Annotated in this window: 19 protein-coding genes, 3 tRNA genes and 1 pseudogene; 10 read left to right on the top strand and 13 right to left on the bottom strand. The window is 71.0% G+C overall.

Annotated features, from left to right (window positions below):
• The first annotated feature begins 100 nt into the window (after positions 1-100).
• Positions 101-358 (top strand): DUF3073 domain-containing protein, encoded by a 258-nt coding sequence (locus GA0115234_RS34145; RefSeq protein WP_093549498.1) that lies wholly within the window; start codon positions 101-103, stop codon positions 356-358.
• A 175-nt stretch (positions 359-533) separates the two neighbouring features.
• Here GA0115234_RS34145 and purM read toward each other — a convergent pair whose 3' ends face one another.
• The 5 genes from purM to GA0115234_RS34120 form a co-directional block, all read right to left on the bottom strand.
• The gene (purM, locus tag GA0115234_RS34140; RefSeq protein WP_093549496.1) at positions 534-1607 is read right to left on the bottom strand and encodes a phosphoribosylformylglycinamidine cyclo-ligase; all 1074 of its coding nucleotides are present in this window, start codon (positions 1605-1607) and stop codon (positions 534-536) included.
• A gap of 60 nt (positions 1608-1667) precedes the next feature.
• Complete coding sequence (gene purF / locus GA0115234_RS34135; RefSeq protein WP_093549494.1) at positions 1668-3194, bottom strand: amidophosphoribosyltransferase; 1527 nt, start codon at positions 3192-3194, stop codon at positions 1668-1670.
• Positions 3195-3590: 396 nt separating this feature from the next.
• A complete protein-coding gene (locus GA0115234_RS34130; RefSeq protein ID WP_237541962.1) occupies positions 3591-4397 on the bottom strand; it encodes an META domain-containing protein in 807 nt (268 codons plus the stop codon).
• Positions 4398-4450: 53 nt separating this feature from the next.
• On the bottom strand, positions 4451-5251 hold the full coding sequence (locus GA0115234_RS34125) for a maleylpyruvate isomerase family mycothiol-dependent enzyme (RefSeq protein WP_093549490.1): 801 nt from the start codon (positions 5249-5251) through the stop codon (positions 4451-4453).
• A gap of 63 nt (positions 5252-5314) precedes the next feature.
• Complete coding sequence (locus GA0115234_RS34120) at positions 5315-5953, bottom strand: TetR/AcrR family transcriptional regulator (RefSeq protein ID WP_093549488.1); 639 nt, start codon at positions 5951-5953, stop codon at positions 5315-5317.
• 120 nt (positions 5954-6073) lie between these two features.
• On the opposite strand from GA0115234_RS34120, the gene GA0115234_RS34115 reads away from it, so the two are divergent.
• Positions 6074-7627 carry an MFS transporter gene (locus GA0115234_RS34115; RefSeq protein ID WP_237541960.1) on the top strand — a complete coding sequence of 518 codons (1554 nt, stop codon included), beginning with the start codon at positions 6074-6076 and terminating at the stop codon, positions 7625-7627.
• Between the two features lie 121 nt (positions 7628-7748).
• Here GA0115234_RS34115 and purL read toward each other — a convergent pair whose 3' ends face one another.
• The 3 genes from purL to purS form a co-directional block, all read right to left on the bottom strand.
• Positions 7749-9998 carry a phosphoribosylformylglycinamidine synthase subunit PurL gene (gene purL, locus GA0115234_RS34110; RefSeq protein ID WP_093549484.1) on the bottom strand — a complete coding sequence of 750 codons (2250 nt, stop codon included), beginning with the start codon at positions 9996-9998 and terminating at the stop codon, positions 7749-7751.
• On the bottom strand, positions 9995-10663 hold the full coding sequence (gene purQ, locus GA0115234_RS34105) for a phosphoribosylformylglycinamidine synthase subunit PurQ (protein ID WP_093549594.1): 669 nt from the start codon (positions 10661-10663) through the stop codon (positions 9995-9997). The genes purL and purQ overlap by 4 nt, the downstream gene beginning before the upstream one ends.
• A 62-nt stretch (positions 10664-10725) precedes the next feature.
• Complete coding sequence (gene purS, locus GA0115234_RS34100; protein ID WP_176729353.1) at positions 10726-10986, bottom strand: phosphoribosylformylglycinamidine synthase subunit PurS; 261 nt, start codon at positions 10984-10986, stop codon at positions 10726-10728.
• A 397-nt stretch (positions 10987-11383) separates the two neighbouring features.
• Between purS and GA0115234_RS34095 the strand changes: the two genes are divergently transcribed.
• From GA0115234_RS34095 to GA0115234_RS34060, 8 genes are all read left to right on the top strand, one after another.
• Positions 11384-11719, top strand: a complete 336-nt coding sequence (locus GA0115234_RS34095) for a histone-like nucleoid-structuring protein Lsr2 (protein ID WP_176729352.1) — start codon at positions 11384-11386, stop codon at positions 11717-11719.
• Between the two features lie 161 nt (positions 11720-11880).
• Positions 11881-11952, top strand: a tRNA-Gly gene (locus GA0115234_RS34090).
• 98 nt (positions 11953-12050) lie between these two features.
• Positions 12051-12123, top strand: a tRNA-Gly gene (locus tag GA0115234_RS34085).
• A gap of 304 nt (positions 12124-12427) precedes the next feature.
• The gene (locus GA0115234_RS34080; RefSeq protein ID WP_093549480.1) at positions 12428-13453 is read left to right on the top strand and encodes an ABC transporter ATP-binding protein; all 1026 of its coding nucleotides are present in this window, start codon (positions 12428-12430) and stop codon (positions 13451-13453) included.
• Positions 13453-14271 carry an ABC transporter permease gene (locus tag GA0115234_RS34075; RefSeq protein WP_093549478.1) on the top strand — a complete coding sequence of 273 codons (819 nt, stop codon included), beginning with the start codon at positions 13453-13455 and terminating at the stop codon, positions 14269-14271. The genes GA0115234_RS34080 and GA0115234_RS34075 overlap by 1 nt, the downstream gene beginning before the upstream one ends.
• Before the next feature lie 41 nt (positions 14272-14312).
• Entirely contained in the window at positions 14313-15869 is a 1557-nt protein-coding gene (locus GA0115234_RS34070) for a sensor histidine kinase (protein WP_370804673.1), read from the top strand.
• Entirely contained in the window at positions 15866-16477 is a 612-nt protein-coding gene (locus GA0115234_RS34065; RefSeq protein ID WP_093549476.1) for a response regulator transcription factor, read from the top strand. Before GA0115234_RS34070 ends, GA0115234_RS34065 begins: the two co-directional genes overlap by 4 nt.
• Before the next feature lie 22 nt (positions 16478-16499).
• Positions 16500-16572: transfer RNA gene (locus tag GA0115234_RS34060), tRNA-Gly, on the top strand.
• 61 nt (positions 16573-16633) lie between these two features.
• Here GA0115234_RS34060 and GA0115234_RS34055 read toward each other — a convergent pair.
• The 5 genes and pseudogenes from GA0115234_RS34055 to GA0115234_RS34035 form a co-directional block, all read right to left on the bottom strand.
• Entirely contained in the window at positions 16634-17548 is a 915-nt protein-coding gene (locus GA0115234_RS34055; RefSeq protein ID WP_093549474.1) for a phosphoribosylaminoimidazolesuccinocarboxamide synthase, read from the bottom strand.
• Positions 17549-17739: 191 nt separating this feature from the next.
• Positions 17740-19203, bottom strand: a complete 1464-nt coding sequence (locus tag GA0115234_RS34050) for a N,N-dimethylformamidase beta subunit family domain-containing protein (protein WP_093549472.1) — start codon at positions 19201-19203, stop codon at positions 17740-17742.
• 310 nt (positions 19204-19513) lie between these two features.
• Positions 19514-21376, bottom strand: a complete 1863-nt coding sequence (locus GA0115234_RS34045; RefSeq protein ID WP_093549470.1) for a hypothetical protein — start codon at positions 21374-21376, stop codon at positions 19514-19516.
• Positions 21377-21769: 393 nt separating this feature from the next.
• Entirely contained in the window at positions 21770-23020 is a 1251-nt protein-coding gene (purD, locus tag GA0115234_RS34040) for a phosphoribosylamine--glycine ligase (protein WP_093549468.1), read from the bottom strand.
• Positions 23021-23169: 149 nt separating this feature from the next.
• Positions 23170-23866 (bottom strand): annotated as a pseudogene (locus GA0115234_RS34035) (DNA polymerase III subunit gamma and tau); the annotation flags it as partial.

Here is a 23866-nt window from a genome sequence, read left to right as displayed (position 1 = left end):
GCCCTACGGGCACGGTCTCTCAGCCGAGAGTCCGTCCTGAAACATGAACGCGTGTCAAGACTCTGGGGCCGTCGAGCCCCGTCACCGAGGGGGTCGAGCCATGGGGCGCGGCCGGGCAAAGGCCAAGCAGACAAAGGTCGCCCGCCAGCTGAAGTACAGCAGCGGCGGGACTGACCTGTCGCGTCTGGCCAATGAGCTGGGCGCATCGCCTTCGAGTCAACCACCGAACGCAGAGCCGTTCGAGGACGACGACGAGGAAGATGACCCGTACGCACAGTACGCGGATCTGTACAACGACGACGAGGACGAGGACGAGGACGACAAGTCCGGTCCGTCGTCACGGCGCCGCGGCGCTTGACCTCGCGCTGACACATCAACCCGGTCCGGGCCTGTCCCGGACCGGGTTCTGTGCTGCCCCGGTCCGGTCGGGGAACCGGACTGCCTGACGCTCTCCCCGACCGCCGGATCCACTGGGAATCCCGGCGGCCGAGGAAGTGACGGACACCGGGGCGACCCGGTGTGCCCGCCCTCGGCTATCGCGCGTACCCACCGACGAGCTCCGCGCCCGAGGTGTGCGCCCCGCGCTCGGTGATCTCGCCCGCGACCCAGGACTCGACCCCGCGGTCGGCCAGCGTCGTCAGTGCCACGTCCACGGACTCGGCCGGGACGATCGCGATCATGCCGACGCCCATGTTCAGCGTCTTCTCCAGCTCCAGCTGCTCGACCTGTCCCGTGCGGCCGACCAGGTCGAAGACCGCGCCGGGCGTCCAGGTGGAGCGGTCGACCCGGGCGTGCAGCCCGTCCGGGATGACCCGGGCCAGGTTGTTGGCCAGGCCGCCGCCGGTGATGTGGCTGAAGCCGTGCACCTCGGTCGTGCGGGTGAGCGCCAGGCAGTCCAGCGAGTAGATCTTGGTGGGCTCCAGGAGCTCCTCGCCGAGCGTGCGGCCGAACTCCTCGACCTGCCGGTCCAGCGACCAGCCGGCCCGGTCGAAGACCACGTGCCGGACGAGCGAGTACCCGTTGGAGTGAAGACCGGACGACGCCATGGCGATCACCACGTCACCCTTACGGATACGGTCCGGGCCCAGCAGCAGATCGGCCTCGACCACGCCCGTACCGGCACCGGCGACATCGAAGTCGTCCGGGCCGAGGAGGCCCGGGTGCTCGGCCGTCTCGCCGCCGACCAGGGAACAGCCCGCGAGGACACAGCCCTCGGCGATGCCCTTCACGATGGCCGCGACCCGCTCGGGGTGCACCTTGCCGACGCAGATGTAGTCGGTCATGAAGAGCGGCTCGGCACCGCAGACGACCAGGTCGTCGACGACCATGCCGACGAGGTCGTGGCCGATGGTGTCGTACACGCCCATCTTGCGGGCGAGGTCGACCTTCGTGCCGACGCCGTCGGTGGCGGAGGCGAGGAGCGGACGCTCGTAGCGCTTGAGCGCCGAGGCGTCGAAGAGGCCGGCGAAGCCGCCGAGGCCGCCGAGGCCCGCGACCTCGGGGCGCTGCGTCTTCTTCACCCACTCCTTCATCAGCTCGACGGCGCGGTCGCCGGCCTCGATGTCGACGCCCGCTGCCGCGTAGGAAGCACCTGTTGTCTCAGACATTGCCTGGGATCTTTCGTGTGGAAATACGGGGCTGGTGGCCGGAGGTGTACGGCTGGGCCGTCACGGACGACGCAGTGCGTCGGACGCGGCGGTCGCCGCCGGGCCTGCCGCCAGCTCGGTCTCCAGCAGCTGCTTGCCGAGCAGCTCCGGGTCCGGGAGCTCCATGGGGTACTCGCCGTCGAAGCAGGCACGGCACAGATTCGGCTTGGCGATCGTCGTCGCCTCGACCATGGCGTCGAGCGAGATGTACGCGAGCGAGTCCGCGCCCATCGACGTGGCGATCTCGTCGACGCTCATCCCGTTGGCGATCAGCTCGGCGCGGGTCGCGAAGTCGATACCGAAGAAGCAGGGCCACTTCACCGGCGGGGACGAGATCCGGATGTGGATCTCGGCGGCACCGGCCTCGCGGAGCATCCGGACCAGTGCGCGCTGGGTGTTGCCGCGGACGATCGAGTCGTCGACGACCACCAGGCGCTTGCCCTTGATGACTTCCTTGAGCGGGTTCAGCTTGAGGCGGATGCCCAGCTGCCGGATTGTCTGGGACGGCTGGATGAAGGTCCGGCCGACGTAGGCGTTCTTCACCAGTCCGGCGCCGAACGGAATGCCGCTGGCCTCCGCGTAACCGATGGCGGCGGGGGTGCCGGATTCCGGCGTCGCTATGACGAGGTCGGCCTCGACCGGGGCCTCGGCGGCCAGCTTGCGGCCCATCTCCACCCGGGAGAGGTAGACATTGCGCCCGGCGATGTCGGTGTCGGGGCGGGCCAGATAGACGTACTCGAAGACACAGCCCTTGGGCTTCGCTTCCGCGAAGCGCGAGGTGCGCAGGCCGTTCTCGTCGATGGCGACGAGCTCGCCCGGCTCGATCTCGCGGACGAAGCTCGCACCGCAGATGTCGAGGGCGGCGGACTCGGAGGCCACCACCCAGCCGCGCTCCAGGCGGCCGAGGACCAGCGGGCGGATGCCCTGCGGGTCACGGGCGGCGTAGAGGGTGTGCTCGTCCATGAAGACGAGGGAGAAGGCGCCCCGCACCTCGGGAAGCACCTTGGCGGCGGCCTCCTCGATGGTGAGCGGCTTGCCGTCGTCGTCGGTCTGGCCGGCGAGCAGCGCGGTCACCAGATCGGTGTCGTTCGTCGCGGCGACCTGGGTGGCGCGGCCATCCTTGCGGGGAAGGTCTGCGACCATCTCGGCGAGCTGGGCCGTATTGACCAGATTGCCGTTGTGACCCAGGGCGATCGAGCCGTGCGCGGTCGCACGGAACGTCGGCTGCGCGTTCTCCCACACCGAGGCACCGGTGGTGGAGTAGCGGGCATGACCGACCGCGATATGGCCCTGGAGGGATCCCAGAGACGTTTCGTCGAAGACCTGCGAGACCAGTCCCATGTCCTTGAAGACCAGGATCTGGGACCCGTTGCTCACTGCGATGCCCGCGGACTCCTGTCCACGGTGCTGCAGGGCATACAGTCCGAAATAGGTGAGCTTGGCGACCTCTTCGCCCGGAGCCCAGACACCGAAGACGCCGCAAGCGTCCTGGGGGCCTTTCTCTCCGGGGAGCAGGTCGTGGTTGAGTCGTCCATCACCACGAGGCACGCCACCGAGTGTAGGCGAGATCGACCACTGGTCCGAATTAGGGATACCGGGCCGGACCACCGGGGAAGCGCTCCCGGCGGTGGTTCGGAGGAGCCTTCCGGCCGTCACCCGGAGTGATCATCCACCGGCTCCGGCGGGGTTCGGATCGGGCCAGGGGGCGGCGGTCGCCCGGATCAGCGCCCGGTTACCGTCGGATTCCGGCCATTCGGGCCGGGCGGCCCGCCGGGCCCGATGGTGGCGCTCGGTGAGGCGGTCGGCGGCCCGGTACGGAGCCCGGCCGAACACGCGTTTCGTGGCGAGCCTCACACCGGGATGCCCGGGATGCGGCCTTCGGGACCGCCGTCCGCACGTCCTCCTCCCCCGTGACCGGCTTTGCCAGATGCCGGATTCGGTCCGTCACGCCTGCGGGACGGCCCTCAGTCCCTCGCCGTTCGCCGCGGTGAGGGACAGCGTGCGGTGGTCGATCCGGTACGTGGTCCGCCCGTCCAGGATCGCCAGCAGGGCGCGTTCCAGCTTCATCCCGGGGTCCGGGCACATCATCTTGGTGCCGCCGGCCGGGCCGAAGGTGATGGTGGAACCGGTGACCTCCGCGGTGCCGCGGAACGAGTTGCAGCCGAGGGTGCCCCGTACGGAGCCGTCCTCGCCGAAGGTGAGCCGGGCCTTGCGCTCCGCGTTCTCGGGGTTCCCGGGCAGCGACGAGGAGGTCGTGCCGGACACCAGCGAGGTGACGGTCCAGGTGGTGCCGGTGAGCGGGGCCGGGGGCTCCGAGGTGAGGGCGATGGAGTCGCCGGTCGCCGTGGTCAGGGTCAGGTTCCTGCCCGTGACGGCGACGGCGAGTTCGCCGCCGAAGGCGCGGGACATGGCCTTCTCGAACCGCTCGGCGTCCTTCTCGCAGCCCATCGCCGTGGTCGTGGCCTGCCGTACGGTGATCGTGTCGCCGTCCGTGCGGGTCTCGGCGGTGAAGCGGTTGCAGCCGAAATTTCCGGTGGCCCTGCCTTTGGCGTCGATCACGACATGGGCGCCGTCCGGGGCCGCGGTCCGCCGCCCCCCGGCCGTCACCGAGTCGACGTTCCAGTGGACGCCGGTCACGCGCGGCCCGGTCCGTACCGAACCGCTGCCGTCGCCGTCCCCCGAACCGGCCCCGGACCCCGTCTCCCTGCCGCAGGCGGCAAGAGCGAGGAGAGCGAGCGCTGCTACGGCCATCCATTGATTCCGCATGCGGCTGGGACGGCGCGGGCGGCCGTACGGTTCCCCGCTCAGCCCATCAGGGGCAGCAGGGCGGCGAGATCGGCGCGCTCCCCGCTGGCTCCGACCTTCGCCTCGTCGAGCGCCCGCGCCCACTCCGTACGCCCGGTGGCGAGCCGGATCCAGGTGAGCGGATCGGTCTCGACGACATTGGGCGGCGTACCGCGGGTGTGCCGGGGGCCGGGCACGCACTGGACGACGGCGAACGGCGGGATCCGCACCTCGACCGAGCCGCCCGGGGCCTTCTCCGCGAGGGCGTCGGCGAGCAGCCGGGTGCAGGCGGCGAGCGCCTGCCGGTCGTACGGGATGTCGAGGCCGGCCGCCTCGTTCAGGTCGTCGGTGTGCACGACGAGTTCGACGGTACGGGTGACGAGGAAGTCGGCCAGCCGCATCATCCCGACCCGCGTCGTCAGCAGCCGTTCGTCGCCGGCCCCGGGCACCATTTCCTCGAACCGCCCAGCGACCTCCCCGTACAGCGCGTCCAGGTCGGGGTGGCCGGCGGCGAGCGCGCGGGTGTCGTCCGCGATGCGCGCGGCCCGGTCGGCGGTCGAGGCCGGCCACTCGACGAGTGTCAGCTCGGACTTCGCCGGGGCGGGGGCGGGCATGTCCAGGCTCCGGGTGACGCCGGAGAGCGCCATGGTCAGATGGGCGGCCAGCTCGCGCACGGTCCAGTCGCCGAGCCGGGTCGGCAGCGCGAGCTGTCCGGGCGTCAGGGTCCTGACTGCCTCGCGGACATGGGCGAACTGCGCCAGGACCGCGCTGCGGGTCCGGACCGGGTCGTAGCGGCGGGCGCGTTTCTGGGACGGCGGCATGCCCGGGAGCCTACGGCCTGCCCGGGGCCGGTGCGGCGCGGAGGGCGAACGGCCCCGGCGGCCTCAGGCCCGGGTCGCGAAGTCGGCCAGGCCGTCGGCGAGCAGTCCGAAACCGCGCTCGGCGAGCGCGACGGCGTCAGGTGCGATCGCGTCCGCCGGGTCACCCGCCAGCAGCCGCACGTGGTTCGCGTTGATGAGGGCGTTACGGGTGCCGATCAGCTGGGCCGCCGCGATCCGGGCGATGTACGGCTCCTCGCCCTCCTCGACCAGCGCTTCGGCGAGCAGGTCGAAGGAGCGCATGGAGAACGCGTGGGCCCGGGTGAGGAGCGCCGGGGTCTCCACGATCAGCCGGCGCACCCTGAGTACCACCGGCGCATCGCTCATTCCGACCGAGGGGTCGCGGTTCTCGACCCCGGCCAGGAACTGCCCGTGCACGGCCGCCAGGGCGGATTCGCCGGGGGCCCGGTCCCGTACCGCGCGCGCGACATCGCCGACGTGCTCCTCCATGGGGGCGAGGACCAGGTCCTCCTTGCCGGAGAAGTAGTTGAAGACGGTCATCTTCGATACGTCGGCCGCCTCCGCGATCTCGGCGACCGAGACCTTGTCGAAGCCTCGCTCGGCGAAGAGTTCGGTGGCCGCGGCCAGCAGGCGGTGCCGTGTCCGGAGCTTCTTGCGCTCGCGCAGGCTCATCCCCTCGGTCATGGCGTCACTGTACCAGGATGAATCTTGATCCTAGATTAATTCTTGACTCAATATATTTTCTTGGGTCATGGTGGTGCCTGCCACAGCGGCACCACGCCGCTCCGGAGGGGGAGCCCCGTCATGTCCGCAGCCGGACCACCCGTCATGACCGACCGTCAGCGCATCATCGGGTTCGTGCTCTGCATCGCCACGATCCTGCTGGCCGTGCTCGACACGAACATCGTCTCGTCGGCGACCGTGCCGATCGTCAGGGATCTCGACCCGGTGCACGGCGTCGACAAGATCCCCTGGCTGATCGCCGCCTATCAGCTCGCCGCGACCGCCGCGCTGCCGCTCTACGGCAAACTCTGCGACGTACTCGGCGCCAAGAAGGTCTTCATCGGGGCCGTCGCCACCTTCCTCACCGGTTCGGCGCTGTGCGGAATGGCCGGTTCCATGGGGTGGCTGATCGCCGCCCGCGCGCTCCAGGGCATCGGCGGCGGCGGGCTGATGAGCGTCACCATGGTCGTGCTGCGTGAGCTGAAGGGCCCCGAGGAGAAGGACGGCGGCAAGGGCGGCAGCGTCGGCGGGATCGTCGCGGGGGCGGGGATGGCGCTCGGGCCGTGGCTCGGCGGGGCGCTCGCCGACCACGCCGACTGGCGGTGGATCTTCTACGTCAATCTGCCGTTCGGCCTCGCCGTCCTGGCCGCGGCGGTCCGGGTGCTGAAGCTGCCCGTACGGACCACCCGCCGCACGATCGACTTCCTGGGCGCCGGGCTCGCGGCCGCCTTCTCCACCCTGCTGCTGCTCGTCACCGAGTGGGGTGGCAAGGACCACGCCTGGTCGTCCCCGCTGATCATCGGCCTCCTCGTGGCGACCGTCGCCGCGCTCGTCCTCTTCGTACGCCGCCAGGCCACCGCCGCCGAACCGGTGCTGCCGCTCGGCCTGTTCAGGATCCGTGAGCTCCGGTACGGCTTCGCCATCCAGGGCCTGGTCGGCGCGGCCATGATGGGCTCGATGGTCTACGTGATGATCTATCTCCAGGTCGTCCGCGGTATCGCCGCCTCGTCGGCCGGGCTCTATCTGATCCCGATGGCGATCGGCATGGCGGCCGTCGGCCTGCTCTCCGAACGGCTCACCACGGCCGGCTGGTCGCAGAAGACCTTCGTCGTCAGCGGCACCGTCAGCGCGTCCGCCGCCCTGGCACTGCTCGCCACGCTCTCCACGGACACCAGCCTCTGGACGGTCCGCATCGCGCTGCTGCTGATGGGCATCGGTTTCGGGCAGCTCGTGGGGCAGTTGATCCACCTGGTCCAGGACACCGCACCCGCCGATCAGCTGGGCGTGGCCACCACCGGCGTCCGGTTCTTCCAGACCCTCGGCAGCGCGCTGGGCGCCGCCTTCTTCGGCACCGTACTCAGCAGGGTCTACGCGGCCCACGGGCCCGGCGGCACGACCAGCACCATCGGCCGGCTGACCGGCCATGCCCGTCGGCAGGCGCTGGACGCCTTCGTCACCTCGACGAACGTGGTCTTCTGGACCGCGACCGGAGTGATGCTCCTGGCGACCGTACTGGCGACCCGGCTGCCCACCCGGCGCGAACCGGAACCGGTGAATCCAGAACCGGTGAAGGTGCAGGCAGAAGCGGAGCCGGAGGCCGGTGCGGGCGCCGGAACGCCGTCGCTCCACCGGTGAAACGGAATCCCACCAGCCCCTACGGACCCCTCCCCGGCCCTCATCGGGACACGAAAAAGGCCCCGCCCATGAACCGGGCGGGGCCGTCCTCGTCAGGAAGGAACCGAAGGAACCGACGACATCAGGCGAGCAGGGCCGGAATGGTCGCCTCGTGCGCCGTACGCAGCTCGCTCAGCGGAATGCTGAACTCGCCCTGGATCTCGATCTCCTCGCCGTCCACGACACCGATCCGGGAGACGGGCAGACCCCGCGCCCCGCACATGTCGTTGAAGCGGAGCTCCTCACTCCGGGGTACGGAGACGACCGCGCGCCCCGCCGACTCGGAGAAGAGGAAGGTGAACGCGTCCAGACCGTCCGGCACGACCAGCCGGGCACCCTTCCCACCGCGCAGGCAGGACTCGGTGACCGCCTGGATCAGACCGCCGTCGGAGAGGTCGTGCGCCGCGTCGATCATGCCGTCGCGGGAGGCCGAGATCAGGATCTCGCCGAGCAGCTTCTCGCGGCCCAGGTCGACCTTGGGCGGCATGCCGCCGAGGTGGCCGTGGACGACCTCGGACCAGGCCGAGCCGCCGAACTCCTCACGCGTGTCGCCCAGCAGGTAGAGGAGCTGGCCCTCTTCCGCGAAGGCGACCGGCGTACGCCGGGTGACATCGTCGATCACACCGAGCACGGCCACGACCGGCGTCGGGTGGATCGCCGTCTCACCGGTCTGGTTGTACAGCGACACATTGCCGCCGGTGACCGGGGTGCCCAGCTCCAGGCAGCCGTCCGCGAGACCACGGGTGGCCTCGGCGAACTGCCACATGACGTCCGGGTCCTCGGGCGAGCCGAAGTTCAGGCAGTCCGAGATGGCCAGCGGCTTGGCGCCGGAGGCGGCGACGTTGCGGTACGACTCCGCCAGCGCGAGCTGCGCGCCGGTGTACGGGTCGAGCTTGGCGTACCGGCCGTTGCCGTCGGTCGCCATGGCCACGCCGAGGTTGGACTCCTCGTCGATGCGGACCATGCCGGCGTCCTCGGGCATCGCGAGCACGGTGTTGCCCTGCACGAACCGGTCGTACTGGTCCGTGATCCAGGACTTCGACGCCTGGTTCGGCGAGGCGACCAGCTTGAGGACCTGCTCGCGCAGCTCCGCGCCGTTCGCCGGCCGGGCCAGCTTGCCCGCGTCGTCGGCCTGCAGCGCGTCCTGCCAGGACGGGCGGGCGAACGGGCGGTGGTACGTCGGGCCCTCGTGGGCGACGGACCGCGGCGGCACGTCGACGATCTGCTCGCCGTGCCAGAAGATCTCCAGCTGGGAGCCCTCGGTCACCTCACCGATGACGGTGGCGATGACGTCCCACTTCTCGCAGATCTCCAGGAAGCGCTCGACGTGCTGCGGCTCGACGATCGCGCACATGCGCTCCTGCGACTCGCTCATGAGGATTTCCTCGGGCGAGAGGGAGGAGTCGCGCAGCGGCACGGTGTCCAGCTCGACGCGCATGCCGCCGGAACCGGCTGAGGCCAGCTCGGACGTGGCGCAGGAGAGCCCGGCGCCGCCGAGGTCCTGGATGCCCGCGACGAGCTTCTCCTTGAAGATCTCCAGGGTGCACTCGATGAGGAGCTTCTCCTGGAACGGGTCGCCGACCTGGACGGCCGGGCGCTTGGCCGGGCCGGTCGACTCGAAGGTCTCCGAGGCCAGCACCGAGACGCCGCCGATGCCGTCGCCGCCGGTGCGGGCGCCGTAGAGGATCACCTTGTTGCCGGGGCCGGAGGCCTGGGCCAGGTGGATGTCCTCGTGCTTCATCACGCCGATGCAGCCGGCGTTGACCAGCGGGTTGCCCTGGTAGCAGGCGTCGAAGACGACCTCGCCGCCGATGTTCGGCAGGCCCAGACAGTTGCCGTAGCCGCCGATGCCCGCGACGACGCCCGGCAGGACGCGCTTGGTGTCGGGGTGGTCGGCCGCGCCGAAGCGCAGCGGGTCGACGACGGCGACCGGGCGGGCGCCCATGGCGAGGATGTCGCGGACGATGCCGCCGACGCCGGTGGCCGCGCCCTGGTAGGGCTCGATGTACGAGGGGTGGTTGTGCGACTCGACCTTGAAGGTGACCGCGTACCCCTGACCGACGTCGACCACACCGGCGTTCTCGCCGATGCCGACGAGCATCGCGTCGTTGACGGGGACCTTCTCGCCGAACTGCTTGAGGTGGACCTTGCTGCTCTTGTACGAGCAGTGCTCGGACCACATCACGGAGTACATGGCGAGCTCGGCACCGGTGGGACGGCGGCCCAGGATCTCGCGGATCCGGGCGTACTCGTCCTCCTTGAGGCCGAGTTCCTTCCAGGGCTGCGCGACGTCCGGGGTCCCGGCCGCGTGCTTGACCGTATCCAGGCTCATGCGTTGACCAGCTTCTTGATGATCGAGGTGAAGAAACCGAGACCGTCGGTGCGGCCGGTTCCGATCAGCGGCTCGACGGCGTGCTCCGGGTGCGGCATCAGGCCGACGACATTGCCCGCGGCGTTGGTGATGCCGGCGATGTCGCGGAGCGAGCCGTTGGGATTCATGTCCAGGTAGCGGAAGGCGACACGGCCCTCCGCCTCCAGCTCGTCGAGCACGCGCTCGTCGGCGACGTAACGCCCGTCCATGTTCTTGAGCGGTACGGAGATCTCCTGGCCTTCGGAGTAGTCCGAGGTCCAGGCGGTCTCCGCGTTCTCGACGCGCAGCTTCTGGTCGCGGCAGATGAAGTGCAGGTGGTTGTTGCGCAGCATCGCGCCGGGCAGCAGATGCGCCTCGGTCAGGATCTGGAAGCCGTTGCAGATGCCGAGGACCGGCATCCCCGCCTTCGCCTGCTCGATGATGGTCTCCATGACCGGCGAGAAGCGGGAGATGGCGCCGGCCCGCAGATAGTCGCCGTAGGAGAAGCCGCCCGCCAGGATGACCGCGTCGACCTGGTGCAGGTCCTTGTCGCGGTGCCACAGCGATACGGGTTCGGCGCCCGCGAGCCGTACGGCCCTCAGGCTGTCCTGGTCGTCGAGCGTGCCGGGAAAGGTGACGACTCCGATTCGGGTGTTACCGCGGCCCGAAGGGCCTCCCTCACGGGTGGTGGTGGGAGACGGGCGGGAAGTCACTTCGACTCCTCGGCCTTCTCCACCTTCACGGTGAAGTCCTCGATGACGGTGTTGGCGAGAAAAGTCTCGGCCATCTCGTGAATACGGCTGAGGGCGGCGTCGTCGACCGGCCCCTCGACCTCTAGCTCGAAACGCTTTCCCTGACGTACGTCCGCGATTCCCTCGAAGCCGAGACGGGGCAGTGCACGCTGCACCGCCTGTCCCTGCGGGTCGAGGATCTCGGGCTTGAGCATGACGTCGACTACGACGCGTGCCACTGGCACTCCCGGTGGTGGTGTGGTGCGGCTGTTTCTCCGGGGGGCTCCCCAGACCCCCGCAGGTCCCCTCAGCGTACCTGGCCAGAAATTCTACGCGGGTAGATATCATGACTCCTCGCATGACTCCTTGATCACGCCCAGATATCGGACGTGACAACGCACGGGGAAAGTCCTGCAAAAAAAATCCTCACCGGCAGCACACATAGAAGGCTGACACGCGGAGGTAATTGGGTGGGCTTCACAATGCGGCACCCACCGCTGTACAAATGATTACCGGGGAATGCAACCTTGGCCCCTAAACAGTCGGCAACCGTCGACCCCGTATCCGCCTAGCAGCCGGAAGGCCGGCATCAGCGCATGCCAGACGCGCCGATACCGTAGGAAAGGACCGATATCCGTGGCTCAGCGCGTAGTGGTCACGCTCTCCGACGACATCGACGGGGGAGCAGCAGCGGAAACGGTCACCTTCGCCCTGGACGGGAAGTCGTACGAGATCGACCTCAATCCGTCCAATGCGAAGAAACTGCGCAAGGCTCTCGCGCCGTACATGGCGGCGGGCCGAAAGCAGACAAATGCCAGTAGGCATGGCAAGACCCCCGCGTCGTACCGGCACACGTCCCTCGCCCCCGACCCGGCGGCCGTGCGCGCCTGGGCCCGCTCCCACCGGATGGAGGTGCCGGCCCGCGGCCGGATTCCCAAGAAGGTCTACGAGGCGTTCCGCGAAGCGAGTTGATTGAGCGCCAGGATCCGGCCGCCCGCACCGCCTTCCCGGAGCGGCCGGCACCCTCCTCGGCGACACCCTGCGGGCACCGACTTGCGCAACACCCCCGCAGGTCGGCTAAAGTCTGGAGCACGCCGAAGGGCAAGGCCGCAAAGCCGAACCTCACGCAGCGTGCGGGTGTAGTTCAGTAGCAGAACATCCCCCTTCCAGGGGGAAGGCGCAGTGTGCAATTCCTGTCACCCGCTCTGCATCGCTCTTATCGACCACTCCGGTGGATCGGGTAGGGTGATGCTCGCACCGCCCGATGAATCTCCTTTCGGGGAGTACAATGAGCGGCAGCAATGCGGACGTGGCTCAGTTGGTAGAGCATCACCTTGCCAAGGTGAGGGTCGCGAGTTCGAATCTCGTCGTCCGCTCTTGATCGAATGAAGGCTCTGGTCGATATCGACCAGAGCCTTCGTCGTATTCCCACCGTTCCCACCGTTCCCACCGTTCCCACCGTTCCCACCGTTCCCACCGTTCCCACCGTTCCCACCGTTCCCACCGTTCCCACCTGCGATTCTCGCGGTGTCCTTGCTCTCTGCGCTCCGTGCACTTCCTGCGCCCTCTGCGTTCTCTGGACTCTCCCCGCCCCCGCGCCCCTCATCCCATGACGTTTGTCATGAGCTGTGATGACAGCTCGCACTGATCCCGGCGCCGATCCGGCGGGAATCTGTAGACATGACCAGCAACGACATTCCAAGCGGCCGCACGGGCAGGGCGGCGGACAGGACCGGGGGCGGGGCGGCCCAGAAGGCTGTGGCATCCACCACACCCTTCTCCGCCTCCGGTGCGGTGATCGAGGCGGACGGGGTGCGGCGGCGCTATGCGGGCGGCTTCGAGGCCGTGGCCGGAGTCTCCTTCTCGGTGGGGCGCGGCGAGCTCTTCGCGCTGCTCGGTACGAACGGCGCCGGGAAGACCTCCACCGTCGAGCTGCTGGAGGGCCTGGCCAGGCCCGACGCCGGCACGGTGCGGGTGCTCGGCCACGACCCGTTCCGCGAGCGCGCCGCCGTCCGGCCGCGGATCGGGGTGATGCTCCAGGAGGGCGGCTTCCCGTCCGACCTGACGGTCTCCGAGACGGTACGGATGTGGGCGGGCTGCACCAGCGGCGCGCGCCCGACCGGCGAGGCACTGGACCTGGTCGGGCTCACCCACCGGGCGCGGGTGCGGGTCAAGCAGCTCTCCGGCGGCGAGCGGCGGCGCCTCGATCTGGCCCTGGCCCTGCTCGGCCGCCCCGAAGTGCTGTTCCTGGACGAGCCGACCACCGGGCTCGACGCCGAAGGGCGGCGCGACACCTGGGAGTTGGTACGCGAGCTGCGCGACGGAGGTACCACCGTGCTCCTCACCACGCACTATCTGGAAGAGGCCGAGGCACTCGCCGACCGGCTGGCGATCATGCACCGGGGACGGATAGTGACGGCGGGCACCACCGCCGAGGTGACGGCCGCCCGCCCCGCACGCATCCGGTTCGAGCTGCCGGAGGGAGTGCCCGCGGCCCGGCTTCCGCTGGGGCTGCGGGCCGCCGCCGAGGACCGCCGGATCGAGATCCGCACCCACCGATTGCAGGAGTCCTTGGACGAACTGCTGACCTGGGCGCGGGAGTCGGACATCCGGCTGCACGGTCTCGATGCCCGCTCGGCCTCGCTCGAAGAGGCGTTCCTCGATATCGCGCAGAGCGCGTCGGAGTCCGAAAAGGTGGCTGCGTGATGACGACCAGCACAACCACGAATACCGGCCCGGCCACGACAGCCGGTAGGACCGGCACGACGCTCCTGGGGCGGCTGACCGCCCTCGGGAGGGCCGAGGTCACCCTGCTCGCCCGCAACCGGACGGCGATATTCGTCGCGCTGCTGATGCCCGCCGCCATGGTCCTGGCGATGAAGTCGACGATGAAGCAGTCCGTTCTCGACGGGACCGGACTGACCGTCGCCGCCGCTGCGCTCACCGGCGGCATCGGCATCGTGCTGATCCAGGCCGTCTACATGAACCTGGTCTCGGCCTATGTGGCACGGCGCGAGGACCTGGTCCTGAAGCGTCTGCGCACCGGCGAGGTCACCGACCGGGAGATCCTCATAGGCACCGCCCTGCCGTCGGTCGCGCTGGCGCTCGCGCAGACCGTGGTGATCATCGTGGCGGGGACGGCCTTCTTCGGCCTCGACGCGCCGCAGCGGCCCGAGCTGCTGCTGACGGGCCTGCTGCTGGGTGCGGTGCTGCTGACGGCGCTGGCCGCGGCCACCTCCGTGGTGACCCGCACCGTGCAGACGGCGCAGCTCACCACCCTCCCGCTGTTCTTCATCTCGATGATGGGCTCGGGGCTCTTCGTGCCGCTGGAGATCATGCCCGGCCCGATGGCATCGGTGTGCGAACTGCTGCCGGCGACCGGAGTGATGACGCTCGTCCGGACGGGCTGGCTGGGCGGGGCCGAGGGCTCCGACCTGCTCGTGGCTGCTCTGACCGGGCTGGCCTGGACCGCTTTCGCCGTGTTTGCTGTGCAGCGTCGGTTCCGCTGGGATCCGCGACGCTGAGAGCGGAAAGCTGTGAGCTGAGAGCTGAGAGAGGACGTGCCGTGTCGGTGCTCGTAGGGGGCTTGCGCCGCAGCTGGCAGCGGCGCAGCAAGCTGGAGCGGATCGATCTGTACTCGCGGCTCACCCTCTGGGTGATCCCCTGGCTCTTCGCCCTGTCGTGGCAGCTGGTCCCCTTCAAGTCCGACATCCGCCACGCGCCGCTCCCGATCTCGCTGGGCGTGGCACTGCTGCTCGTGAGTCTCGTGCAATGTCTGCTGAGCAACCGCAATGTGCAGCTGTCGTACCAGCACTATCTCGGCACCGCCGTCTTTCCGCGACGGCGGCAGCTGACGCCGATGGCGCTGCTGCTGGTGCATCTGGGCCTGCTGACGGCGCTGGTCGGGGTAGACGGGGTGGACGGCGCCGGGTTGCTCCTCATGGCTTCGAACGCGCCGATGGCGTTCGCAATCACGCAGACCCTGCTGGTCCCCGTCCGCACCTTCCTGATCCAGGCGTGCGCCCTCACCGCGCTGAACCTCGGCGTCCTCGCCGCGGTCGGAGTGCGGGGCGGGACGCTTCTCGGGGTGGCGCCGGCGACGCTCTTCTCCTGTCTGCTCGCCCTGATCTCCGTACGGCCCAGTGCCTGGAGCCTGGGCGTGATGTGGCAGGCCGAGGAGGCCCGGGACCTCCAGGCCCGGCTCGCGGTCGCCGAGGAGCGGGTGCGGTTCGGGCGGGACATGCACGACGTGCTGGGCCGCAATCTCGCCGTGATAGCCCTGAAGAGCGAACTGGCCGTGGAACTGGCGCAGCGCGGCAGGCCGGAGGCGGTGGACCAGATGGTCGAGGTGCAGCGGATCGCCCGCACCTCCCAGCAGGAGGTACGGGATGTCGTACGGGGATACCGGGAGGCGGATCTGAGCACCGAACTGGCCGGTGCCCGGGGGGTGTTGAAAGCGGCCGGGATCGACTGCGAGGTGGTGGGCGCCGCCGGCCGAGAGCTGCCCGCGCCCGTGCAGTCGGCGCTGGCCTGGGTCGTGCGGGAGGCGGCGACCAATGTGCTGCGGCACGGCGATCCCCGCCACTGCACGATCCGGCTCGGGTCCTCGGCGGAAGCGGTCGTGCTGCGGGTGGAGAACGACGGGGTGGCGGTGGCAGCCTCGGGGCCGGACGAGGGGGCCGGGGCCGGCGGCGCCCCCGGACCGGGCGGTTCCGGGCTGACCGGGCTGCGGGAGCGGCTACGCGTGCTCGACGGTTCGCTGGAAGCGGGCCCGGCGGGCAACGGCCTGTTCCGGCTCACCGCGACGATCCCCTTCGCGCCGACGGCGCCCTCCGCCGACCGGGAGGAGCCACCGACTGGCCAGGAGAGGCCACCGGCCTACCGGGAGGTGACCGGCCCCCGCGACGCGGAACCTCGGAACGCGGAGCCGCTGGCCGCCGCCCCGGAGACACTCGCTCTTCGGAACGCGGAGCCGCAGGCCACCGCTCCGGAGACATCCGCTCCTCGCGACACGGGGCCTCGCGACGCGGAGCCGCACACCGCCCCGGAGGCACCCGCTCTTCACGACGAGAAGCCGCTTATCGGCCGGGAGGCGCCTGCCCTCCAGGAGGAACGACGATGACGACCGTACGGGTGCTGCTCGCCGACGACGAGCATCTGATCCGGGGCGCGCTGGCCGCGCTGCTGGCCCTGGAGGACGATCTCGTGGTGGTCGCGGAGGCGGCGACCGGCCCGGAGGCGCTGGCCATGGCGCTGGCCCACCGGCCCGATGTGGCGGTCCTCGATCTGGAGATGCCGGGCGCAGACGGTGTGAGTGTCGCCACATCACTGCGGGCCGAACTGCCCGACTGCCGGACGATGATAGTGACGAGCCACGGCCTGCCCGGACACCTCAAACGGGCCCTCGCGGCGGGCGTGCGGGCCTTCGTGCCGAAGACCGTGAGCGCCCGGCAGCTGGCCGGGATCATCCGTACCGTGCATGCCGGAAACCGTTATGTGGACCCGGAGTTGGCGGCCGACGCGATCTCCGCCGGGGACTCGCCGCTGACCGCCCGCGAGGCCGAGGTGCTGGAGCTGGCGGCGGACGGGGCGCCCGTCGCGGAGATCGCCGAGCGGGCGTCGCTGTCGCAGGGAACGGTACGGAATTACCTCTCCGCGGCCGCTTCCAAGCTCGGCGCGGAGAATCGCCACGCCGCGGTGCGTCTCGCACGGCAGCGCGGATGGGTATAGTGGTGCTCGCGCTTCGGCGCTTGCGGACGTAGCTCAGTTGGTAGAGCGCAACCTTGCCAAGGTTGAGGTCGCCAGTTCGAACCTGGTCGTCCGCTCGGTTCAGCAAGAAGCCCCCGGCCTTCCGGCCGGGGGCTTCTTCGTGTTCGACGGCAGGCGCTACTGCCAGGGCGTGCCGGTGAGGAGTTCGTACGCCTCCAGGTACTTCGCCCGGGTCGCGTCCACGATCTCCTGGGGCAGCGCCGGCGGCGGCTGCTCGCTCTTGCGGTCCCAGCCGGAGGCCGGCGAGGTCAGCCAGTCGCGTACGAACTGCTTGTCGTAGCTGGGCTGGGCCCGGCCCGGCTCCCAGGTGGCCGCGGGCCAGAAGCGCGAGGAGTCCGGGGTCAGCACCTCGTCCGCGATGATCAGCTCCTCGCCGCCGTCGGGCGTGGGCGCGAAACCGAACTCGAACTTCGTGTCGGCGAGGATGATGCCGCGCTCGCGCGCGATGTCCCGTGCCCGGCCGTACACATCCAGCGTGGTGCGGCGCAGCAGCTCGGCGGTCTCCGTACCGACCTGGCGGGCCACCTCCTCGAAGCTCACGTTCTCGTCGTGGTCGCCGACGGCCGCCTTGGTGGCGGGCGTGAAGATCGGCGCCGGGAGCTCGGAGCCGTCGACGAGCCCCTCGGGCAGCGCGAGGCCGCAGACCGTGCGGGACTCCTGGTACTCGGCGAGGCCGGAGCCGGTGAGGTAGCCGCGGGCGACACACTCGACCGGGACCATCCGCAGCGATGTGCAGATCAGGGTGCGGCCGGCCCAGTCCGCGGGGGCTCCGGCGGGGAGTTCCGTGGACAGGACGTGGTTCGGCACCAGATCGGCGAGCTGGTCGAACCACCAGAGCGAGAGCCGGGTGAGCACGCGGCCCTTGTCCGGGATCTCGGTCGGCAGGACCCAGTCGTACGCGGAAATCCGGTCGCTGGCGACCATGACGAGGTCGCCCGCCTCGTTCCGGTACAGGTCGCGCACCTTGCCCGTGTGCAGGTGGGTGAGCCCCGGGACCTGCACTGGCTCGGGCTTTTCTACAAATCCGGACACGCTGCCTCCGCGTAGGTTGATCCAGGAGTCGTGCCGATTCTCCCGTATCGGGTGCGGTGGGGTGGAACGGGGGCGTCCGTGGCGCCGACCGCCTTGGGTCCGGGCACGGTTCGGCCGACGTCGTCCGGGCGCGGTTCGGTGGTCGTGGTCCGGCGCTGGCCGGGCGCGGATCAGTCGTCGTCCGGCGTGGATCAGTCGCGTTTGCAGATGCGGTCGAGGAGATTGGCGGTGGCCCGCTGGATGCGGGGGTCCACATGGCCTGGGCGGTCCAGGGCCGGAGACCAGGCGAAGGTGCCCGAGGCGAAGACGATCGCCCCGGACGGGGCCCGGTACACGGATGTCTCCTGGTGACGCTTGACGCCCTCGCTGTCCAGGTACGGGGAGTGGGCGAGCAGGATGCGGCTCTCGTGCTCGGGGAGCGGGGTGCGCGGGAAGTAGCGGTCGGCCTCGCCCGCGACCAGGCCGTCGAGCTCGTCGCCCTCGCCCGCGCCCGTCGCCTCCCAGAGCCAGTGCTCGGCGTTCCGTACGACCAGGGGGTGGGGGTCGGGGACCCGGCCCGCGTACTGGATTCCGAGGAGCTGCTGCTCGGGTCGGTCGATCTCGCGCCAGAGGGCGGGCTTCCCGGGGCCACGCCGCTTGCGGCAGGTGAGCAGGCGGTCCGGAACGCCGGACGGCGACGGGGAGAGGCTGACCTGCCAGTACATGGTGTTGGCGGAGAGGAAGACCAGCGAGGTGCCGCCGTCGCGTGCACGTTCGACGGTACGGCGCATGGGCACCGACCAGTACTCGTCGTGGCCGGGGAAGACCATGCCCCGGTAGCGGGCCGGATCGACGCGGCCCGCGTGCAGATCGCGGGTGTCGGCGTATGCGATGTCGTAGCCGTACCGCTCGGCCCAGCGGATGAAGTCGTAGGCGTGGCCGACGTGGAGCGGTAGACCGGCGCCCGCGTAGGGGCGGTCGAAGGAGACGGTGACCGCGGCGTCCTCCTCGCCCAGCAGACCGCCCTGCTCGTCCCAGGCGTGGTAGAGGCTGGCGCCGGTGCGGCCGTCCTCCGGATAGAGGTTGTACGCCTGCCAGGTGACGTCCGGCAGGACCAGCAGCAGATCGGCGGGCTGGTCGTCGCGGACCGTGAACGGGATGTGGGAGCGGTAGCCGTCCACCGTGGTGAGCACGGCGACGTACGCGCCGATCGACCAGTAGCTCGGAATCTGCAGCCGCCAGGACTGCCACCAGTGGTGGCAGGAGACCGTGCGGTCGGCGGTGAGCGGCGCGGGCTGGACGATGCCGGAGAGCCGGGGGCTCGTAGTGATCTGGGCGGCGCCGTCGCCCCCGTAGTGACCGATGCGGTAGATGTCCACGGAGAACTGCTGGGGCGGGTCCACGGTGATGTGGAAGTCGATCGCCTCGCCGGGGGCCGCGGCGCCCGTGGAGATGAAGCCCTTGATCTGGCGGTGCACGTCGTCGGCGGTACGTGTGCCGCCGTCGGTGGAGCCGTGGCCCAGGGCGGGGTCGGCGTACCAGGGGACGACGTGCCCGGTGTCGTCGAAGTAGTTCTCGCTGCCGCGCAGCCAAGGCACTGGACCTTGGCCGAAAGGATCGGAGACGGCATGCGCGAGGGCGCCCGACTCCCAGCGTCGAATGTGCTCCGCCCCCATGGCGTTTCCCTCCCTTGAGTCCCCCAGGACATCAGTCGATGGCCGATGGCGAGTCCCCCGGGCAGCAGTCGACGCCGATGGTCGATCGCCGGTGGTCATGCGTCATCGGTGCGCCAACAGCGGTGCGCCGACTGTCAGCGTCGATCCACAGCACATCACATAACGCATGCGGTCCGTCACCGTTCGTCGCGAATTGCCGTGAACGGAACGTACCGTTCCGGGTGTTGGGGTGTGACGGGCGGGATTGGTGGTTCATGTGAGACGAACGTTTTGTCTGTGGTTCGAGCGAGACGGACTGTTTGTCTGCGGTTCAGACGAGGCGGACGGGTTTGTCGGTGCGTACACCGATCGCATCCAGCCAGGAACGCAGCGGTTCCGCGTCGCCGTCCTCGACCAGGCTGAGGACGGGACTGCCCAGGTCCGCACGGCGCTCGCCGTCGATCAGCAGGGCGGGGCCGTCGAGCCAGTCGAGACCGGGTGCCGCGCCCGCCGTGTCCACCGCCGCACAGCAGACCATCGCCGTGACATGGTCGGCGAGCAGCTCCGTGCCCGTACGGGGCGGCTGGAGCGGGAAGAGCGGGAGGGGATCGGGGCCCCAGGGGTCCAGGATGTCCCCGCCCGCGCCGAAGGCGGACGGGGCGCCCACCGCGCCGCCGGTCCGGTGCTGCTGGGCCGCCGCCTCCTCGCGGGCCACCGCGGCGCTGATCCCGGCGGCGAGCTCCTCACCGCTCCCGGCCCGGCCGGCCAGATGCTCGACGACACGGGCCAGCGTGGGCAGCCCCGTGTCCACGGGGCGTACGGGAGGGGAGGGGGTGTGGGAGGCGTGGGGAGCAGGGGAGGCGTGGTGGCCCCGGGAGGCGTGGAAGCCCTGGGGATCGTCCGGGCCGCCGGGATCGCCGGGGCCCGTGGCGAGCGGTGCGGACACCGGCGCCGGGGCGGGAGCGTCGGGCGTGGCGGTCATCGAGTCGAGGACGCGGTGCAGGCGGGCGGCCTCGCTGCGCCACTTCCGGTCGACGACCTCTTCGGGGTACTGCTGCCAGTCGACCGGCGACCAGTCCGGACCCGGCCGGGCCGGGCCGCCGTGGAAGAGCCGGGCCGCCAGCAGCGAGGCCGCCTCGTCGGCCGCGCCCGGCTCCTCCAGGAGGTCGCAGGCGGGGCGCTCGCCGAGCCGTGAGGCGAATCCGTCGGCGAGCCGGTCGCGCCGGGACAGCTCGGTGAGGGCGGAGACCACGCCCGCGTCCAGCCGGGACGGCCAGCGGCCCATCCGCCAGGCGGGCAGGGCGACCCGGGTGAGCAGCCGGTCCCAGCCCGCGTAGGCGAGGCCGACCTGCTCCTGGGCGACGATCCGCAGACCGTAATCCACACCCTGTGCACGGAACGACGCGGCGGCGGCGACGCTCCGCTCCATCTCGGCGGCGTGGCCACGACACCTGTGCAGCAACAGCCTGGCGATCCGGCCGACGAAGGCCCGGGGCACTCTGCGCACCCCGGCCAGCGGTCCCGGTACGGGCACGGCGGCGTCGGCGACCGCACCGTCGAGCCCCCGGACGAAACGGCGGGCCGCTGCTATGTCGGGATGGGCGGACGGGCCCGTGCCCGCGACGACCGGGGCGAGCACCGCCCGTAGCTCCGCGACCCGCATCCACCACAGGAACGGCGATCCGATGACCAGCACCGGAGCGGCCTGGACCCGGCGGCGGGCCCGGAACGCCGAACGCGCCGCCGGCTCCGGGCCGGTCTCCGCGGCGGGCTGCGCCGAGGGGTGGGTACGGTCCTCCAGCCAGCTGTCGCAGTCGGGCGTCAGGGCTATCGCCGAGGGCGCGGGAACCCCGAGCCGGTCGGCGAGGTCCCTGACCAGGCGATAGAGATCGGGGGCGGACTCCTCCGGGAGCGGGACGGTCGGACTGACCGCCGGCCTCGCCCGTACGATCGCGACCGCGACGGCCACGGCGATCAGAAGCACGACGACCGCGCAGGGCGTCACGGCCCAGCGCGCCGTGTCCCAGCCGCTGCCCACGGCGAACCCCTGGGCGCCCGCCACGAGCAGCACGACGGCCACCGCGGCGGGCAGGATCGCCACGGCTGTCGCCCTGCCGCGGATGCGCAGCAGGGCATGAGCTCGGGCGCGCGCACTCAGCGCGCCCAGCTCCTCACTTGTACCGGTACCGGACACGGCCGGACGTCACCCCCTCTGCCCCCGCGGCGGTGTTGTTCACTCCCCCACTGTGGCACCCGTCACTGACATCGCAATGCCAGTGAGCCAAGTGCCGGAATGCTTGCGCCGCACCCTAGTTGGGGCCTCGGCGGGCGTCATCCGGATGGCGCAGTCGTCACTCGATGGAATGGCTTTGGGCAAAGGTGCTGACGCGCCGCTGTCCTTGGGGCAGCGGCGCGTCGGTGCGGGTCGGCGGGGTGGGTGCGGCGGGGTTCGGACGGGGTTTCCGGCGAGGTGGGGTCCGGCGAGGCCGACACCCGGCAAGGCCGGGACCGAAGACACCGGCCCCGGCTGCACCGGTCCTGACGACGCCCGCCCCGGCTGCACCGTTCTCGACGACGCCGGTCGGGCTCAGCCCTCGGCGGCCGTCCGGGCGATGTCCGTACGGAGCTGCGAGCCGTCGAGCCGGATCCGGGCCGCCGCCGCGTAGGCGCGCTCCCGGGCGCCCGCGAGGTCCTTGCCGGTCGCGGTCACGGACAGCACCCGGCCGCCCGCGCTGACGATCGTGTCGCCCTCTCGCCTGGTGCCCGCGTGCAGGACGTACGCGTGCGGGGCATCCTGCTCCGCCACCTCGTCGAGCCCCTCGATCGGGTCACCCGTCCGCGGCGTACCCGGGTAGTTGTGCGAGGCGATGACCACGGTGACGGCGGCCTCGTCGCGCCACGTGAGCGGGGGCAGCTCGTCGAGCGTGCCGTTGGCGGAGCCGAGCAGGACACCGGCCAGCGGGGTCTTCAGGCGGGCCAGGACCACCTGGGTCTCGGGGTCGCCGAAACGGGCGTTGAACTCGATCACCCGGACGCCGCGCGAGGTGATCGCGAGGCCTGCGTAGAGCAGCCCGGAGAACGGGGTGCCGCGGCGGCGGAGTTCGTCGACGGTCGGCTGGAGCACCGACTCCATGACCTCGTCGACCAGCCCGGGGGCGGCCCACGGAAGCGGGGAGTACGCGCCCATGCCGCCGGTGTTCGGGCCCTCGTCGCCGTCCAGGGCGCGCTTGAAGTCCTGCGCGGGCTGGAGCGGCAGCACGGTGGTGCCGTCCGTGATCGCGAAGAGGCTCACCTCGGGGCCGTCGAGGAACTCCTCGATGACCACGCGGTCGCAGGCCAGGGCGTGGGCGCGGGCCGCCTCGACGTCGTCGGTGACGACGACGCCCTTGCCCGCGGCGAGGCCGTCGTCCTTGACGACGTACGGGGCGCCGAAGGCGTCCAGGGCGGCATCGATCTCGGCGGGGGTGGTGCAGACGTAGCTACGGGCGGTCGGGACGCCTGCCCCGGCCATCACGTCCTTGGCGAACGCCTTGGAGCCCTCCAGCCGGGCCGCCTCGCGGGATGGGCCGAAGCAGGGGATGCCCGCGGCGCGCACGGCGTCGGCGACCCCGGCGACGAGCGGCGCCTCCGGGCCGACGACCACCAGCTCGGCACCCAGGTCGGTGGCGAGGCGCGCGACGGCCTCACCGTCGAGGGCGTCGACCGGGTGCAGTTCGGCCACCTCCGCGATACCGGCGTTGCCGGGAGCGCAGTACAGAGCGGTGACATCGGGGTCGAGGGACAGAGAGCGGCACAGGGCGTGTTCGCGGGCGCCGCCGCCGATGACGAGGACCTTCACGGGGTGCAGCCTAGCCGCCGGGGCGCGGCGCCCTTGACGGGGCGCCGCTCCGTGGACACCCCGGGGAGCGGGGGCGGACACCCGGGGAAGCCGGGGCGGGACGCCGGGGGAAGCCGGGGCGGGATGCCCGAGGGCCGTCCCGCCGTCCGTCATTCGTTGGTGAACTCCTCGACGACCGTGGCGCCCAGCTCACGGACGATCAGCTCGTGCCCGGAGAGCGCCGAGTCGACGAGGTCCGGGTCGTCGGCCTCGGGGGTGTCGTCCTCGGGAGCGACCGCGCGCGGGGGCTCGGGAGCGGAGTACGACTGCGGGGCGGAGTCCGCGGCAGCCGACTGCTGGTGCCCCGGCTTCGGCTGGTGGCTCGGCGGCTGCTGGTGGCTCGGCGGCTGCGGAGCGGCGGCCGGCCGGGGTTCGTAGCTCTGCTGGGGCGCGGGGGCCTGGTACTGCTGCACGGGCGGGGCGGGGGGGCGGCCTCCGCCGGTCTGCGGGGGTGCGCCGGCGCCGCCCGACGGGTCGACGACGGCCTCGATCTTCCACTGCGCGTTGAACCGCTCGGCGAGGGCCTGCTTGAGGACCTCCTCGCTGCCGCTGCTCGCGAAGTTGTCGCGCGCGCCCGCGTTGAGGAAGCCGATCTGCAAGGTGCTGCCGTCGAAGCCGGTGACCTGGGCGTTCTGGCTGAGCAGGATCCAGGTGAAGCGGCGGCGGTTCTTCACCGCCTCCAGGATGTCCGGCCACATGTTACGTACCTGGCCGGCGCCCTGGGCCATTCCCGGCCCCGGCTCGGCGGCACCGGGCGCCGGAGCCGCGGGTGCGGCCCGGTCCGGCGCGGCGGCCGGAGCGGGCTGC

The sequence above is a fragment of the Streptomyces sp. DvalAA-43 genome, assembly GCF_900091725.1.
Lineage (GTDB): Bacteria > Actinomycetota > Actinomycetes > Streptomycetales > Streptomycetaceae > Streptomyces > Streptomyces pulveraceus.
The sequence above is the reverse complement of the archived record's forward strand: the minus strand, read 5'-3'. Positions and strand labels throughout refer to the sequence as shown.